This is a genomic window from Kitasatospora sp. NPDC057595, from assembly GCF_042800875.1.
Taxonomy (GTDB): Bacteria; Actinomycetota; Actinomycetes; order Streptomycetales; family Streptomycetaceae; genus Kitasatospora.
Map to the genome: position 1 here is coordinate 384,111 of NZ_JBHVGL010000002.1, position 15,000 is coordinate 399,110.

A 15,000-nucleotide genomic window follows, 5' to 3' on the forward strand; every position below is an offset into this window, starting at 1 on the left:
GATAACCACCCCTTAGGCTATTAGGAGGCAACCCGGGAGGATCCGGTCGGATCCTCCCGGGGCCTCCGGCCCCCCCACCAGCGGGACGGCACGGGGTGTCCTCCGGACAACCCGCACCAAAACCGATCAAAGACCAACTGGCGTCAGCACGGCGTACAGGAACTGTCCTCAGGAGGACTCAGTGGCGAAGGCGAAGTTCGAGCGGACGAAGCCCCACGTCAACATCGGCACCATCGGTCACATCGACCACGGTAAGACCACGCTGACCGCGGCCATCACCAAGGTGCTGCACGACGCGTACCCGGAGATCAACCCCTTCACGCCGTTCGACCAGATCGACAAGGCGCCGGAGGAGCGGCAGCGCGGTATCACCATCTCCATCGCGCACGTCGAGTACCAGACCGAGGCGCGCCACTACGCCCACGTCGACTGCCCGGGTCACGCCGACTACATCAAGAACATGATCACCGGTGCCGCCCAGATGGACGGCGCCATCCTGGTGGTCGCCGCCACCGACGGCCCGATGCCGCAGACCAAGGAGCACGTCCTCCTGGCCCGCCAGGTCGGCGTTCCGTACATCGTCGTCGCCCTGAACAAGGCCGACATGGTGGACGACGAGGAGATCCTGGAGCTCGTCGAGCTCGAGGTCCGCGAGCTGCTCTCCGAGTACGAGTTCCCGGGCGACGACCTGCCGGTCGTCCGCGTCTCCGCGCTGAAGGCGCTGGAGGGCGACAAGGAGTGGGGCGAGAAGCTCCTCGGCCTGATGCACGCGGTCGACGAGAACATCCCGACCCCGGCCCGCGCCGTGGACCAGCCGTTCCTGATGCCGATCGAGGACGTCTTCACGATCACCGGTCGTGGCACCGTCGTCACCGGTCGTATCGAGCGCGGTATCCTCAAGGTCAACGAGACCGTCGACATCATCGGCATCAAGACCGAGAAGACCACCACCACGGTCACCGGCATCGAGATGTTCCGCAAGCTGCTCGACGAGGGCCAGGCCGGTGAGAACGTCGGTCTGCTGCTCCGTGGCATCAAGCGCGAGGACGTCGAGCGCGGCCAGGTCATCATCAAGCCGGGTTCGGTCACCCCGCACACCGACTTCGAGGCCCAGGCCTACATCCTGTCGAAGGACGAGGGTGGCCGCCACACCCCGTTCTTCAACAACTACCGCCCGCAGTTCTACTTCCGTACCACGGACGTGACCGGCGTCGTGACCCTCCCCGAGGGCACCGAGATGGTCATGCCGGGCGACAACACCGCCATGACCGTCGCGCTGATCCAGCCCGTCGCCATGGAGGAGGGCCTGAAGTTCGCCATCCGTGAGGGTGGCCGCACCGTCGGCGCCGGCCAGGTCACCAAGATCGTCAAGTAGTTTCGACGCTCTGACCGTTCGGCTCTCGGGTCGAAGAGGGCCCGGTGGACTCACGTCTGCCGGGCCCTCGGTCTTTCCATGTTTGTGGCTGTTCTATGATCGGCCAGTGTTGCCGGGGGGCACTGGCATCAGTCAGTACTCGGACAACCACTGTGCTGTCCAGGTCGATCGAAGGGCAACGTTCGTGGCAACCACATTCCCCACGCCGGAGGGGGTACGGCCGGGCCGTGCCGCCGACGAGGGGCCGTCGGCGCCGGCCGGGGCGCCGGGGCGACGTAGTCTGCCGGTGCTGGCGGCCGTCGTGGCAGCCGCCTGGCTGGTGCCCGCCGCGCTCGTCCCGCTCGGGCTCGGCATCGTGGTGCTCCCGATCCTGCTGCTCGCCGTCGCCTCCGTCATCCGGGTCGGCGGGGGCCTCCTCGACCGCCTGGTGGTGGCCGGCCTGATAGTGGTCGGCTCGGTGCTGGTGTCCGGTCTGCTCTTCTCGCTCTGGCCGTGGGGCCTCTCGCCCGTCGCGACCTCGGGCACCCTGCTCACCGCCGTCGCGGTGACCGGCTGGCTCGCCCGCCGCCGGCCCCGGATCCCGCTGCGGGTGCGTCCGTCCGACCTGCTCGTGCTCGGCACCGCCGCCGTCTTCTGGCGCTACCTGCACCACCCGCTGGCCGGGAAGTCCGCCGCGGAGCGGCTGTCCTTCTTCAGCACCGCCGAGGACCGGCTGAACCACTTCTCGTACTTCTCCGGGATCCAGCACGTCGGCGGCTACAACTTCCTCCACCAGGAGGCGGCCAAGGCGTACATGATGTCCCCGGCCGAGGTGACCTACCCGCAGGGCACCCACTTCCTGCTGGCCTGGGTGGACTCGCTGGTGCACTCCTCGGCCGACCCGGGCGCCATGCTCGGCGTGATGAACCGGTACCTGCTGTACGTCCTGGCGGCGTACACCCTGCTGGCCACCGTGCTGGTCTGGGCGGCCCGCTGGATCGGCGGACCGCGACTGCGCGGCTGGCGCACCGCCGCGGTCTGCGGCACGGTCATGGCGCTGATGCTCGCCAGCAACTACACCTACCTGGTCATCCACGGCTTCGACTCGACGATCATCGGCCTGCTGATGTTCGCCGTGACGCTGGCCCTGCTGATCCGTCCGGCCATGGGCCGGGCGGAGTACGCGGTGGTCGCGCTGGCGGGCCTGATCACCGTCACCTACGTCTACAACCTGTTCGGCGCCGCGGTCGGCGTCGCCGTCGTGCTCTCCGTGCTGGTGCACCGCCGCAGGTTCGCCGGCGGCCCCCGCCGGTGGCTGCGCTACGCGCTGATGGGCGCGGTCGGCCTCGGCCTGGCCGGTCTGCCCAGCGCGGTGTCCGTGCTGTCCGAGCTGGACGTCGCGAGCACCGCGAGCCTCGGCGGCCCGAGCGTCGAGGCGGACCGCACGCTGCTGGTCGGCGGCATGCTGCTGGCCCTGTTCGCGGCCCTCGCCCCGACCAACCGCCGGACCGGCTCGGGGCAGGCGCACCTCGCCGTGGTGCTCGGCACCGGCGTCGTGGTGTTCGGCTTCGGCTGGTACCAGATCAACACCCTGGGCGAGTACTCCTACTACTTCGAGAAGCTGGCCGGCTGCGCGATCGTGGTCGCCCTCATCTCGCTGGGCGCAGTCGGCTCGCTGCTGCGGACCCCGGCTCCGGTCCGCTCCTCCCGGGTCCGCCGGCTGGCGACCGACGGCGTGCTCTCCGGGCTCGCCGTGGCGACCGCGCTGAGCCTCTTCGCGGGCATGCAGTGGAACGTCCACTCCTTCAAGGGCGGCCCGGTGGCCTGGCACACCAACTCGCTGATCGGGTGGAGCCGGGGCGACGCCTGGAGCGACATCGGCCCCCGCGACGGCGCGACCGTCCTGGCCGACCTGAAGGACATCCAGGGCCCGGTCATGGCCCTGTACTCGAACGACGACTACAAGAACCTGAAGTCGACCTGGCTCGCGGCGCTGCTGCGCGAGCGCGGCGGCGAGATGCTCCCGCTGTACGAGACCCACTGGATCAACATCGGTGCGGCCCCGCGTCCGGAGGCGGAGTACCAGGCGGCGATGGAGCACGTCCGGCTGGCCATCACGAAGGTGGGGCAGCCGCTGACCATCGTCGTCGTGGACCGCGGGCTGGCCGACCGGATGAGCCGCGACATCGCCGACGCCGGTCTGAAGGCCACCGTCGTCGCCATGCCGGACAACCAGTGGATCCACCCGTGGAACAAGAGCTTCCCCGGCGACTGAGCCGCCGCCCCCGTCCAAGGGGGCTATCATTCCGCCCCGCTAGACTGACGCCCTGTCGTGCTCGCGCCCTTCGCGAGCACCGGTTCGGAGCCGAGCCCCCCCACTCGCGAAAGCGACTCCCGTATGACTGATGCCCCTGCCCTGACGCAGCCTTCGCGTCCCGGGCACAGTGGTGCCGCAGCGCCCTCCGCCGGCGGCGGAGGGCACTCCGCGACCCGGCCGCGCCGGCCCCGGCTCTACGCCCTGGACGGCATGCGCCTGATCGCGGCGCTCACCGTGGTGTCGTTCCACTGGACCGCCTACGTCGGGATCCCCGGGGTGTGGCCGGGCAAGACCCCGCGGGAGGTCCTGCCCACGCTCAACCACATCGCGTCGTACGGCTGGCTCGGGGTCGAGCTGTTCTTCGTGATCAGCGGCTTCGTGATCTGCATGAGCTGCTGGGGCAAGCGGCCCGGTGACTTCTTCGTCTCGCGAGTGATCCGGCTCTACCCCGCCTACTGGACCGGCGTCGCGCTCACCACCGTCGTCCTGCTGACGGCCACCGAGTACGCCCGGTCCGGTGCGGCGGACGGGCTGGACGCCTCGCGGGTGCTCGCCAACCTCACCATGCTGCAGGAGCCCTTCGGGGTCCACCACGTCGACGGCGTGTACTGGACCCTCTGGGCGGAGATGAAGTTCTACCTGTTGTTCTCCGTCGTGGTGGTCAGGGGCCTGACCTACCGTCGGGTGGTGGCGTTCTGCGGGATCTGGGCGGTGGCCGGCGCACTGTCCGTCCCGGCCCAGATACCGCTGCTGACCACCCTGGCGATGCCGGACCAGGCGCCGTTCTTCATCGCCGGCATCGCGATGTTCCTGATGTACCGCTTCGGTCCGAACCTGCTGCTCTGGGGGATCGTGGGCTTCAGCTGGATGCTGGCCCTGTCCCGGATCAACTCGATCAAGGTCCTCTACGAGAGCGTCCTCGGTTACCCCCTGTCCTGGAACGTCATCGCGGGCGTGATGACCCTGGCGTTCGCGCTGGTGCTCGCCGCCGCCCTGGGCTGGTTCAATTGGGCCTCGTGGAAGTGGCTCACCATCGCCGGTGCGCTCACCTATCCCGTCTACCTGATCCACCAGGAAATCGGCTGGACGATCATCCACTTCGCGCAGACCAAGGGGCTCGGGGTCCGGGGGGCCCTGGCCGTGGCGCTGGTGATCGTCCTGGCCACCGCGTGGCTCATCCATCGCTTGGTCGAGCGGCCGCTCTCCGGCGCCCTCAAGAAGGGGCTGGACCGCTCGATGCTCACCCTGCGCCAGGTCTCCGACGAGCCCGGGCGCACCCGGAGCTGACCGGCCCCCCAGCCGGTGCCCGGTCGACCGCACAGATCTTCATGAATAGGCGAACAACGATGGACAATGCAGTAGTTGCGCCGGGCTGGTCCGGCGATTCGGCCCCTCCGCTGCTGTCGGTGGTCATCCCGATCTACAACGAGCAGGAGGCCCTGCCGCTGACCGTGCAGCGGCTCCGTCCGATCCTGGACGGGCTGTCCGTCAGCTACGAGGTCGTCGGCATCGACGACGGCAGCACCGACGCCACCCCGGCGATCATGCAGAAGATCCACCAGGACTGGCCCGAGTTCCGGATCGTCCGGTTCGCCCGCAACTCCGGCCACCAGGCGGCGCTCACCGCCGGCATCCACCGCGCCTTCGGCGACTACGTCGTGTCCATCGACGCCGACCTGCAGGACCCGCCGGAGAAGATCCCGGAGATGCTGGCGCTGGCCCGGTCGCAGAACCTCGACATCGTCTACGGCGTGCGCGGCGACCGCGGCACCGACACCTTCTTCAAGCGGCGCACCGCCGGGGCCTACTACTGGCTGATGCGCAAGCTGGTCGGCAAGAAGATGCCGAACCAGGCCGGTGACTACCGCCTGCTCAGCCGCGCCGCCGTCGACGCGCTCAAGTCGCTGCCCGAGCACCAGCCGGTCTACCGCCTGCTGGTGCCGTGGCTCGGCTTCCCGAGCGGCGAGGTCGTCTACGTCCGCGAGGAGCGGGTGGCCGGCAGCACCCACTACCCGCTCTCCAAGATGGTGCGGCTGGCCATCGACAGCATCACCAACTTCTCCGCCAGCCCGCTGCGGCTCGCGACCTGGCTCGGCCTGCTGAGCTTCGTGCTCTGCTTCGGCCTGGGCGTCTACACCACGGTCGAGTACGCCCTCGGCAAGACCGTCCCCGGCTGGTCGTCGCTGTTCATCGGCATGCTCTTCCTCGGCGCGGTCCAGCTGATCTGCATCGGCCTGCTGGGCGAGTACGTCGGCCGGATCTACTCGGCCAGCCAGTCGCGGCCGGCCTACTTCGTCGGCTACGACTCGGCCGAGGACGGCCGCACGAGGACCTCGAAGGTCTCCGAGTACGTGGCGTGAGCCCCCGCCGTCCCGTGGCGCACCGCCGCCACGGGACGGCCCCCGGGCACTGCGGCCGGCCGGCGGCAGACGCGAGGTCCCAGGAAGAGAAGAGCGATGGGTACCACTGACAGCACCGCCTCCGCACCGCTCCGCAGCCCGGAGCGGTCCGCCGACGGCGCCGGGCCGGCCGTGCGGCGACTGCCCGCAGCCGGGCGCTTCCTGCCCGCCGCGGCCGCCTACCTGGTACTGGTGGCGGTCCTGCTGAAGACCGGTACCGCTCCGCTCGACGTCGCCAAGTACACCGGCTACGCGGCCTGGGCGGTCGTACTGCCGGGCACCCTGGTGTTCCGCGCGCTCCGCCGCCGGCCGCACACCCTGGTCGAGGACCTCGCGTTCGGCGCCGTCGTCGGCCTGGTGCTGGAGCTGGCGGCCTGGGCGGTGCTGGTCTCGTCCGGCCTGCAGTCGCTGGCCCCGGCCTGGCCGCTCGCCGTGGTGGTGCCCTTCGTGGCCGTTCCGTCGCTGCGCCGGCACTGGCGGCCCACCGGCTACCGGACGCCCTCGGCGGCGTGGTCCTGGGCCGTGGCGGCGACGGTCGCCTTCACCGCCCTCTACCTGTACGTGGTCGCGCTGCGGACCAACCCGATCCTCCCCGACAGCGAGACCACGCGGCAGTACATCGACCTGCCGTACCTGCTGTCGCTGGCGGGCAACGCCAAGCACCACGTCCCGCTGACCTTCCCGCAGGCCGCCGGCGAGCCGCTGAACTACCACTGGTTCACCTTCGCCCACATGGCGATGACCAGCATGGTCGGCGACATCGACCTCGCCGTGGTGCAGATGCGGCTGATGGTGCCGGCGCTCTCGGCGCTCGCCATGGTCGTCGCCGCCGTCGTCGCCTGGCGGATCACCGCCCGGCCGTGGACCGGGCCGGTGGCCGCCACGCTGGTCTTCGCGGTCGGCGAGTTCACCGTCAACTACCCGGCGGACGTCAACAGCTGGGTCTTCGGCGCGCTCTCGGTGCCGCTGATGTCCTGGGCCAGCCTCTCGCTCACCTACGCCCTGCCGCTGCTGCTGGCACTGATCGGCGCGGTGGGGGACCGGTTGCGCGGACCGGAGGAGGCCGGGGCGGTTCCGGCGTTCGGCCGCGGCGCCTTCGTCCTGGCCGGCCTGTTCGCCCTGGCGTCCAGCGCGGCCAAGGCCAGCTCGCTGCCGGTGACCCTGGCCGGTCTGGCCTTCGCCGGTGCGGTGGTGCTGCTGGTCGAGCGGCGGATCCCGTGGAACATCGTGGGCCTCGGCGCGATCCTGGGCGCCGCCCAGGTGTTCACCACCGCGGTGATCTTCCGGTTCGAGAGCTACGGCCTGGAGATCGTGCCCCTCGGCAACATCAAGGGCTACTGGGCGGACCCGGAGCACCTGCGCTCGACCCCGGTCCAGGCCGGGCTGGCGCTGCTGACCCTGCTCGCGTTCGTGCTCAACCACCAGCTGCGGGTGGCCGGCATGGTGCCGCTGATGTGGCGGCGCCGGCTGGCCCTGCAGCCGGTGCAGTGGTTCCTGCTCGGCGGCGCGCTGGCCGGTCCGGCGCTCTACTTCGTGGTGAACGGCTTCAACGCGAGCTACTTCACCCTGGCCGGACTGCCGTTCGGCATCCTGCTCTCCGCCTGGGGCTACTGCGAGAGCGTCGAGCGCGCCCGGCTGTCGCGGCGGGCCGCGGCCGCACTGGCCGCCGGTGCGGTGCTCTTTGTCGCCCTGCTCACCTGGGGCATCCAGCGGTACGCGGGCGACTGGGCCGGGTTCGTGCTCCGGCGGGCCGGTTCCGCCACCGAGTGGCACACCTACGACGCGCTGCTGCCGGCCGTGGCCGCCGCCGCCGCGCTGGCCGGGATCGCGCTGGTCGTCGGCCTGCTCTGGTGGGCGCTCGGACGCCGCGCGGTGCCCGGGCTGCGGCGTCGCGGCGGCGTGGTGCTGCTCACCGGGGTGCTGCTGGCCGGGGCGCCGACCCTGCTGCTGGACGGCCTGCAGACCCGCGAGCACGTCTGGGAGAGCGCCTGGCCGCTGCCGGCCAGCCAGGTCGAGGCGGCCCGCTGGGTCCGCGACCACAGCGAGCCGGACGACGTGCTGGCCACCAACACCCACTGCCGGCGCCCGGACGACTACGCCGACCCCAACGCCGGCTGCGGCAACTCGCTGTCCTTCTGGCTCAGCGGCTACTCCGAGCGCTCGGTGCTCGTCGAGGGCTGGGCGTACTCGCCGCGGGTGATGGCCGAGGGCAACGGCGCGTTCTGGGACCAGGACCTGCTGCGGCTCAACGACGAGACGTTCCAGCGGCCGACCGCCGAGAACGTCGGCAGGCTGCGGGAGCAGCACCACGTCCGTTACCTGGTGGCCGACCGCAAGGCCGGGGCCGACGTCGCCAGGCTGGGCCAGCTGGCCAGGCCCGCGTACGACAACGGCCGCGTGGCCGTGTTCGAGTTGACCTGAGTCGACCCGGGCTGATCCGAACCGATCCGACTGTCCTGCCGATGAACGAGACCAGGGGGGCCCAGATGCCGCCGACCGCCGAACCCACCGTGGCGCCGGAGACCGCGAACGGCGGCCCGGGGGCGCCCGCCGCCAAGCGCCAGATCCCGTCCTTCCTGATCATCGGGGTCCTGAGCACGCTCTTCTACCTCGGGCTCTACGTGGTCGCCCGCCGCTTCGTCGACCCGCAGATCGCCAACCTGATCGCGCTGGCGGTCAGCGCCGTCGCGAACACCGCCGCCAACCGGCGGTTCACCTTCGGGATCACCGGCTCCGACGGGGCCCTGCGCCACCAGCTCCAGGGCGCCGTGGCCTTCCTCATCGGCCTCGGCCTGAGCGCCGGTGTGCTCGCGCTGCTCGACGTGGCCCTGCCGGACGCCTCCAAGGTGGTCGAGGTGGGCGGACTGATCGTCGCCAACGGCCTGGCCACCGTGGTGCGGTTCCTGCTGATGAAGGTCTGGGTGTTCAAGGAGAAGTAACCCCCGGGACACCCCGGGACACCCCGGGACATCCGGAACGCCCCGGGTGCCTCCCGGAAACGCCGATCGCCCCCGGCCCGCCGAAGCGGACCTGGGGCGATCGCCGTTCGCGCATCAGCCGAGTGCGGGCGTGCGCCGCACCTCGTCCTCCCAGAGGGTGCGGACCGCCTCGCGCAGCGGGCGGCGCGGGGCCCAGCCGAGCGCCCGCCCGATCGCGGTGACGTCCAGCTGCTGCCACTCGGTCTCCGGACCGGAGCCGTCCGGCGCCGGCAGCTCGGTGATCTTCGTCGGCACCTCGCTGACCTCGATCAGCAGCTCGACCAGCTCGCGGGCCGAACTCGCCCGGCCGAGGCCGACGTTGAGCACGGCCGGGGCCTGCGGGGCGGCCGGCAGGGCGGCGACGATCGCGTCGACGGTGTCCTGCAGGTCCACGAAGTCCCGCTGGGCGGTGAGCGGCTGCAGCGACAGCTCGGCCGCGGTCCCGGCGGCCCGGGCGGCGGCCAGCTTGCCCGCCATGACGCCGAGCAGGCTGTGCGAGGGCTGGCCCGCGCCGACCACGTTGCCGAGCCGCAGGACGACGGCGTCCAGGCCGTCCTGGCGCACGGCGTCCGCGATCAGCTCGGTGGCCCGCAGCTTGAGCTGCCCGTACACCATCGAGGGGTGCGGCTCGGAGTCCTCGGCGAGGCTGACGCCGATCGGGCAGAGGCCGTACTCGTGCACCGTGCCGAGGTGGACCAGGCGCGGGGGAGCGGTCATCGACCGCAGCGCCTCCAACAGCGAGGAGACCATGCCGACGTTGGCGCCGACCATCTGCTCGTCGGTCAGGCCCCACATCCCGCCGGCCGCGTTGACCACCACGTCGATCCGGTGCTCGGCCAGCAGGGCGGCCAGCTCCGCCGGCGGGTCGTTGGTGAGGTCCAGCCGGGCGAAGTCGCCGGGCAGGGCGTCGGCCGGCTCCTTGCGGGCGATGGTGAGCAGGTGGTGACCCCGCTCCGCGAGCGTCGCGAGGATGGTGCGCCCGATGAAGCCGGTGCCGCCGAGAACGGCGACCCGGGGGAGAGCTGTGCTGCTAGCGGCCATGGCCTCTGGTTCCGGTAGGTCGGGTACGGATGGGGCGGTGGACGTTGCTCAGTAGCGGTCGGTGCCGGCGACGTGCCGCAGCAGGGTCTTGGCGCCCTCGCTGTGCCGGCTCTTGACCGCGCCCGGGACCATGGTGAGCGCGTGGATCCGGGAGGACAGGTGCAGCCGGGAGGCCTTGGCGGCCCGGGACCAGCCGTGCGCGTCCAGGCGGTCGGCGACGTCCCGGAAGAAGCGGTTGGCCTCCTCGAAGCGGACGCCGGTGAAGGCCTGCGCGGAGGAGATGCTGACGGCGTGCCGACGGTACTGGAAGGTGACCTTGTCGGTGATCATCATCTGCTCACCGGTCTGCAGCAGGTCGATGACCAGCGCCAGGTCCTGGGTGACCTCCAGGTTGTCCCGGAAGCCGACCGCCTTCACGGCCTCGGTGCGCCAGCAGATGGAGGGGAAGAACAGCCAGTTGCCGCGGAGCAGGCTGATGGCCAGCTCCTCCCCGCTCATCTGCTTGCGGCCCTGCACCTTGGGCGCGTAGATCCGCTTCTTCGCCTGGTCCGCCAGCCCCTCGGTGGGCTTGCCCTCGCCGTCGATGACCTGCACACCCGGCTGGACCATGCCGATGTCCGGGTTGTCCTTGAGGACGGCCCGGGCGGTCTCGACGTAGTTCGGCAGCATGATGTCGTCGGTGCCCATCATGACGAAGTGCTGTTCGCGCACCAGGCTGAGGCACTTGCGGTAGTTGCCGGTGACGCCGAGGTTCCGCTCGTTGCGCTGGTACGAGATCCGGTCGTCGCCGAGTCCGGCGAACCAGCCCGGGACGTCCGGTTCCTTCCCGTCGTCCACCACGGTGAGGCGCCAGTTCGGGTCGCTCTGGGCCAGGATGCTGCGGACGGCCGCCTGCATGAGGGCGACGTTGCCGTAGTAGGGCAGCATGATGTCAAGAGTTGTCATGAGCGGCGCACCAGGTGTTTTCCGGGTAGGAGGGGACGGCGAGAAGGCTACTGGCCGCTGAGGGAACGCCGGTAGCGCAGGCACTCCTCGTAGTCCGGCAGCAGGCCGGTCTCGATGGCCTCGGCCAGCGTCGGGGCGGCGGCGTCCCGGGCGGACAGCTGCGGGGTGCCGGCCGGCCACTCGATCGCCAGGTCCGGGTCCAGCGGGTGCACCGCGTGCTCGCCGGTCGGGTTGTAGGTCTCCGAGCAGACGTAGGAGAGCGTCGCGTCGTCGGAGAGCGCGCAGAAGCCGTGGCCCAGGCCCTCGGAGATGTAGACCGAGCGGCGGTCCACGTCGTCGAGGCGGACGAACTCCCAGCGGCCGAAGGTCGGCGAGCCGACCCGCAGGTCGACGATCACGTCGAGCACGGCGCCGCGCACGCAGCTGACGTACTTGGCCTGGCCCGGCGCGACGTCGGCGAAGTGGATGCCGCGGACGACGTCCTTGGCGGAGACCGAGAGGTTGCCCTGGGCCATCCGCAGCGGGTGGCCGACCACCTCGGACAGCCGGTCGAAGCGGTACCACTCCATGAACAGGCCGCGCGGGTCGCCGTGCTGCTGCGGGGTGATCTCCCAGGCGCCCTCGATGGAGAGCTCGCGGAACTTCATCGGGCGTTCTCCTCGTCCAGCAGGTTCACCAGGTACTGGCCGTAGCCGCTCTTCAGCAGCGGCTGCGCCAGCTCGCGCAGCTGCTCGGAGGTCAGGAAGCCGGCCCGCCAGGCCGCCTCCTCGACGCAGCCGATCTTGAAGCCCTGGCGCTCCTCGATGACCCGGACGAACTCCGAGGCCTGCACCATCGAGACGAAGGTGCCGGTGTCCAGCCAGGCGGTGCCGCGGTCCAGGACGGTCACCTGGAGCTCGCCGCGCTGCAGGTAGGCGTCGTTGACGGCGGTGATCTCCAGCTCGCCGCGGGCGCTCGGGGTGATCGTGCGGGCGATCTCCACCACGCGGTTGTCGTAGAAGTACAGGCCGGGCACCGCGTAGCGGGACTTCGGCCGGGTGGGCTTCTCCTCGATCGAGATGACCTGGCCGCTCTCGTCGAACTCCACCACGCCGTACGCGGTCGGGTCGGCCACCGGGTAGGCGAAGACCATGCCGCCCTTGGGGTCGGTGCGCTGCGCGAGCCGGGTGCCGAGGCCGCTGCCGTGGAAGATGTTGTCGCCCAGGATCAGCGCGACCGGCTCGTCGCCGATGAAGTCGGCGCCCAGCACGAAGGCCTGGGCGATGCCCTCGGGGCGCTCCTGGACGGCGTACTGGAGGTCCAGGCCGAACTGCGAGCCGTCGCCGAGCAGGCGCTCGAACTGCTCCCGGTCCTGGGGCGTGGTGATGATCAGAATCTCGCGGATCCCGGCCATGATCAGCGTCGAGAGCGGGTAGTAGATCATCGGCTTGTCGAAGACCGGAAGAAGCTGCTTCGAGACTGCCCGGGTGAGGGGCCAGAGGCGGGAACCGGTGCCGCCCGCAAGAAGAATGCCGCGCATGGCGCACACCTTACGTGGCCTGCCGTACCCGGCCGCAACCAGCCTTCGGACGCCCACGGATCGTCCTCCCGGACCCCGGCGGGAGGGCCTGCGGGCGCGCACTATACTCAGCCGCACTATGCGTATCCTCGTCACCGGCGGCGCCGGATTCATCGGGTCCCAGTACGTCCGCGCGCTGCTGTCGGCGGATCCCGCGGCCCGCGTCACAGTCTTCGACAAGCTGACCTACTCCGGCGTCGAGGAGAACCTCGCGCCCGTCGCGGACCACCCCGGCTACTCCTTCGTCCGCGGTGACATCTGCGACGTCGACGCCGTCGACCAGGTGATGCCCGGCCACGACGCGGTCGTCCACTTCGCCGCCGAGTCGCACGTCGACCGCTCCATCGCCGGTGCCGGTCCGTTCGTCATGACCAACGTGGTCGGCACCCAGGTGCTGCTGGACGCCGCGCGCAAGCACAAGGTCGGCCGCTTCGTGCACGTCTCCACCGACGAGGTGTACGGCTCGATCACCGAGGGCTCCTGGACCGAGGAGTGGCCGCTCGCGCCGAACTCCCCGTACTCCTCCTCGAAGGCCGGCTCGGACCTGCTGGCGCTGGCCTACCACCGCACCCACGGCATGGACGTGGTGGTCACCCGCTGCTCCAACAACTACGGGCCGTACCAGTTCCCCGAGAAGGTCATCCCGCTCTTCACCACCAACCTGATCGACGGCAAGCGCGTCCCGCTGTACGGCGACGGCGGCAACATCCGCGACTGGCTGCACGTCTCGGACCACTGCCGCGGCATCGACCTCGCGCTGCGCAAGGGCCGGGCCGGCCAGGTCTACAACATCGGCGGCGGCGTCGAGCTCACCAACAAGGAGCTCACCGGCCTGCTGCTGGAGGCCGCCGGCCAGGGCTGGGACATGGTCGACCGGGTCGAGGACCGCAAGGGCCACGACCTGCGCTACTCGCTGGACATCACCAAGATCCGCGAGGAGCTCGGCTACGAGCCGCAGGTCACCTTCGAGGAGGGCCTCGCCTCGACCATCGCCTGGTACCGCGAGAACCGCGCCTGGTGGGAGCCGCTCAAGGTGAAGGCCGCGCAGCAGTCGTGAACCAACAGGGCAGCACGGCGCAGGAGCGCCGTTCCCCGCTGGCCAAGGTCGTCAGCGCGCTTCCCCCGGGCACCCAGCTGGTGATCGGGGGAACGGTGCTGCTCGGCGCCGCCTCCTACATCCACCTCATGGCGGCGGGCTACAGCCTCGGCAAGCCGGAGATGGCCTCGGTCTCGCTGCTCTGGACGATCCTGATGTCCGTCGGCTTGGGACTCTTCTTCCCCGTCGAGCAGGAACTCACCCGGATCGTGGCCGCCCGGGTGGTCGGCGGGCAGGGCGCCGCACCGGTGGTCCGCCGGATCCTGCTGATCACCGTCGGGATGCTGGCGGTGCTGACCGTCGGCATGGCGGTGGCGGCCCGCCCGCTGGCGGACACCTTCTTCGAGGGCCACCGCAGCATGGTCGTGGCGCTCGCCGCCTCCTTCGCCGCGATGGCGGCCGGCAACGTCAGCCGCGGCGTGCTCGCCGGCCTCAACCGCTTCGGCGCGTACGGCACCCAGCTCGCCGTGGACGGCGGTCTGCGCATCGCGCTGGCCGTCGGCTGCGCGGTCGCCGGCGTCCGCTCGCCGCTGGTGTTCGCGCTCATCCTGGCCGTCGCCCCGCTGCTGGCGGTGCTGGCCACCGTCCGGCCGCTGCGCTCCGGGATCTCGGCCGGCCCGGCCGTCGGCTGGGGCTCGCTCACCGGCGGCCTGGCCCCGCTGGTCGCCTCCACCCTGCTCTCGCAGGTGGTCGTGAACGCGGCCGTGATCTCCACCCGGCTGCTGGCCCCGGACAACGCGCCCCTGGTGGCCGGCCTGCTGAACGCGGTCGTCCTCGCCCGGGTGCCGCTGTTCGTCTTCGGTTCGCTCCAGGCCTCGCTGCTGGCCGGACTGTCCAGTACCGCGGCCGCCGGCGACCGCTCCGGCTTCTCCAAGCTGCTGATGCGCACCTGCGGCGTGGTCACCGTGCTCGGCGTGGCGGGCGGCATCCCGGCCACCATCCTCGGGCCGTGGCTGATCCAGGTGCTCTTCAAGGCCGACGACGTGCTCGGGTCGCTCGACTTCCTGCTGATGTCGGCGGGCACCCTGTTCTACATGCTCGCGATGGTCCTCGGGCAGGCGCTGCTGGTCCTGCACCGCCATCGTCTCCAGCTGCTGGGCTGGGCGACCGGAACTGTTGCCCTGATGGTCACCACGCTTGCTCCCGGGGCGATCGCGACCCGGGTCTGCCTCGCCTACACTATGGGTTCGCTGGCCGCGGTCGGATGCATGCTCGCCGCGCTCTGGCTGACCTTCCTGCGGGAACCGCCCGGTGCCGCGGCCGATGTGCAGGGTTCGTCCCGGCGCTCCCTCGTGGACTCGGCATGACCGGC

12 protein-coding genes are annotated in these 15,000 nt (G+C 70.9%); 8 read left to right on the top strand and 4 right to left on the bottom strand.

The genetic code is table 11. The features are described 5' to 3' along the window. Positions 1-181 precede the first annotated feature (181 nt). From tuf to ACFU9E_RS05190, 6 genes are all read left to right on the top strand, one after another. Positions 182-1,375, top strand: a complete 1,194-nt coding sequence (gene tuf, locus ACFU9E_RS05165) for an elongation factor Tu (protein ID WP_030280743.1) — start codon at positions 182-184, stop codon at positions 1,373-1,375. A gap of 184 nt (positions 1,376-1,559) precedes the next feature. Beyond that, the gene (locus ACFU9E_RS05170) at positions 1,560-3,629 is read left to right on the top strand and encodes a hypothetical protein (protein ID WP_380684327.1); all 2,070 of its coding nucleotides are present in this window, start codon (positions 1,560-1,562) and stop codon (positions 3,627-3,629) included. A gap of 123 nt (positions 3,630-3,752) precedes the next feature. Further along, positions 3,753-4,958 carry an acyltransferase family protein gene (locus tag ACFU9E_RS05175; protein WP_380684328.1) on the top strand — a complete coding sequence of 402 codons (1,206 nt, stop codon included), beginning with the start codon at positions 3,753-3,755 and terminating at the stop codon, positions 4,956-4,958. A 59-nt stretch (positions 4,959-5,017) separates the two neighbouring features. Beyond that, positions 5,018-6,031: a glycosyltransferase gene (locus ACFU9E_RS05180; protein ID WP_380684329.1), complete on the top strand. Its 1,014-nt coding sequence runs from the start codon at positions 5,018-5,020 to the stop codon at positions 6,029-6,031. 96 nt (positions 6,032-6,127) lie between these two features. Next, positions 6,128-8,491 (top strand): hypothetical protein, encoded by a 2,364-nt coding sequence (locus tag ACFU9E_RS05185; protein ID WP_380682135.1) that lies wholly within the window; start codon positions 6,128-6,130, stop codon positions 8,489-8,491. Between the two features lie 41 nt (positions 8,492-8,532). Next, on the top strand, positions 8,533-9,009 hold the full coding sequence (locus ACFU9E_RS05190; RefSeq protein WP_380682134.1) for a GtrA family protein: 477 nt from the start codon (positions 8,533-8,535) through the stop codon (positions 9,007-9,009). 114 nt (positions 9,010-9,123) lie between these two features. Here ACFU9E_RS05190 and ACFU9E_RS05195 read toward each other — a convergent pair whose 3' ends face one another. The 4 genes from ACFU9E_RS05195 to rfbA are packed head-to-tail and all read right to left on the bottom strand — an operon-like array spanning position 9,124 to position 12,553. Continuing rightward, positions 9,124-10,089 carry an NAD-dependent epimerase/dehydratase family protein gene (locus ACFU9E_RS05195; protein ID WP_380682133.1) on the bottom strand — a complete coding sequence of 322 codons (966 nt, stop codon included), beginning with the start codon at positions 10,087-10,089 and terminating at the stop codon, positions 9,124-9,126. A 48-nt stretch (positions 10,090-10,137) separates the two neighbouring features. Beyond that, on the bottom strand, positions 10,138-11,034 hold the full coding sequence (locus ACFU9E_RS05200; protein WP_380682132.1) for a glycosyltransferase family 2 protein: 897 nt from the start codon (positions 11,032-11,034) through the stop codon (positions 10,138-10,140). A 47-nt stretch (positions 11,035-11,081) separates the two neighbouring features. Then, positions 11,082-11,681: a dTDP-4-dehydrorhamnose 3,5-epimerase family protein gene (locus ACFU9E_RS05205; RefSeq protein ID WP_380682131.1), complete on the bottom strand. Its 600-nt coding sequence runs from the start codon at positions 11,679-11,681 to the stop codon at positions 11,082-11,084. Then, entirely contained in the window at positions 11,678-12,553 is an 876-nt protein-coding gene (gene rfbA / locus ACFU9E_RS05210) for a glucose-1-phosphate thymidylyltransferase RfbA (RefSeq protein WP_355358351.1), read from the bottom strand. Before rfbA ends, ACFU9E_RS05205 begins: the two co-directional genes overlap by 4 nt. A gap of 118 nt (positions 12,554-12,671) precedes the next feature. On the opposite strand from rfbA, the gene rfbB reads away from it, so the two are divergent. Together rfbB and ACFU9E_RS05220 are read left to right on the top strand one after the other, a co-directional pair. Further along, the gene (rfbB, locus tag ACFU9E_RS05215) at positions 12,672-13,649 is read left to right on the top strand and encodes a dTDP-glucose 4,6-dehydratase (protein ID WP_355358354.1); all 978 of its coding nucleotides are present in this window, start codon (positions 12,672-12,674) and stop codon (positions 13,647-13,649) included. After that, on the top strand, positions 13,646-14,995 hold the full coding sequence (locus tag ACFU9E_RS05220) for a lipopolysaccharide biosynthesis protein (protein ID WP_380682130.1): 1,350 nt from the start codon (positions 13,646-13,648) through the stop codon (positions 14,993-14,995). The genes rfbB and ACFU9E_RS05220 overlap by 4 nt, the downstream gene beginning before the upstream one ends. Positions 14,996-15,000: the final 5 nt, after the last annotated feature.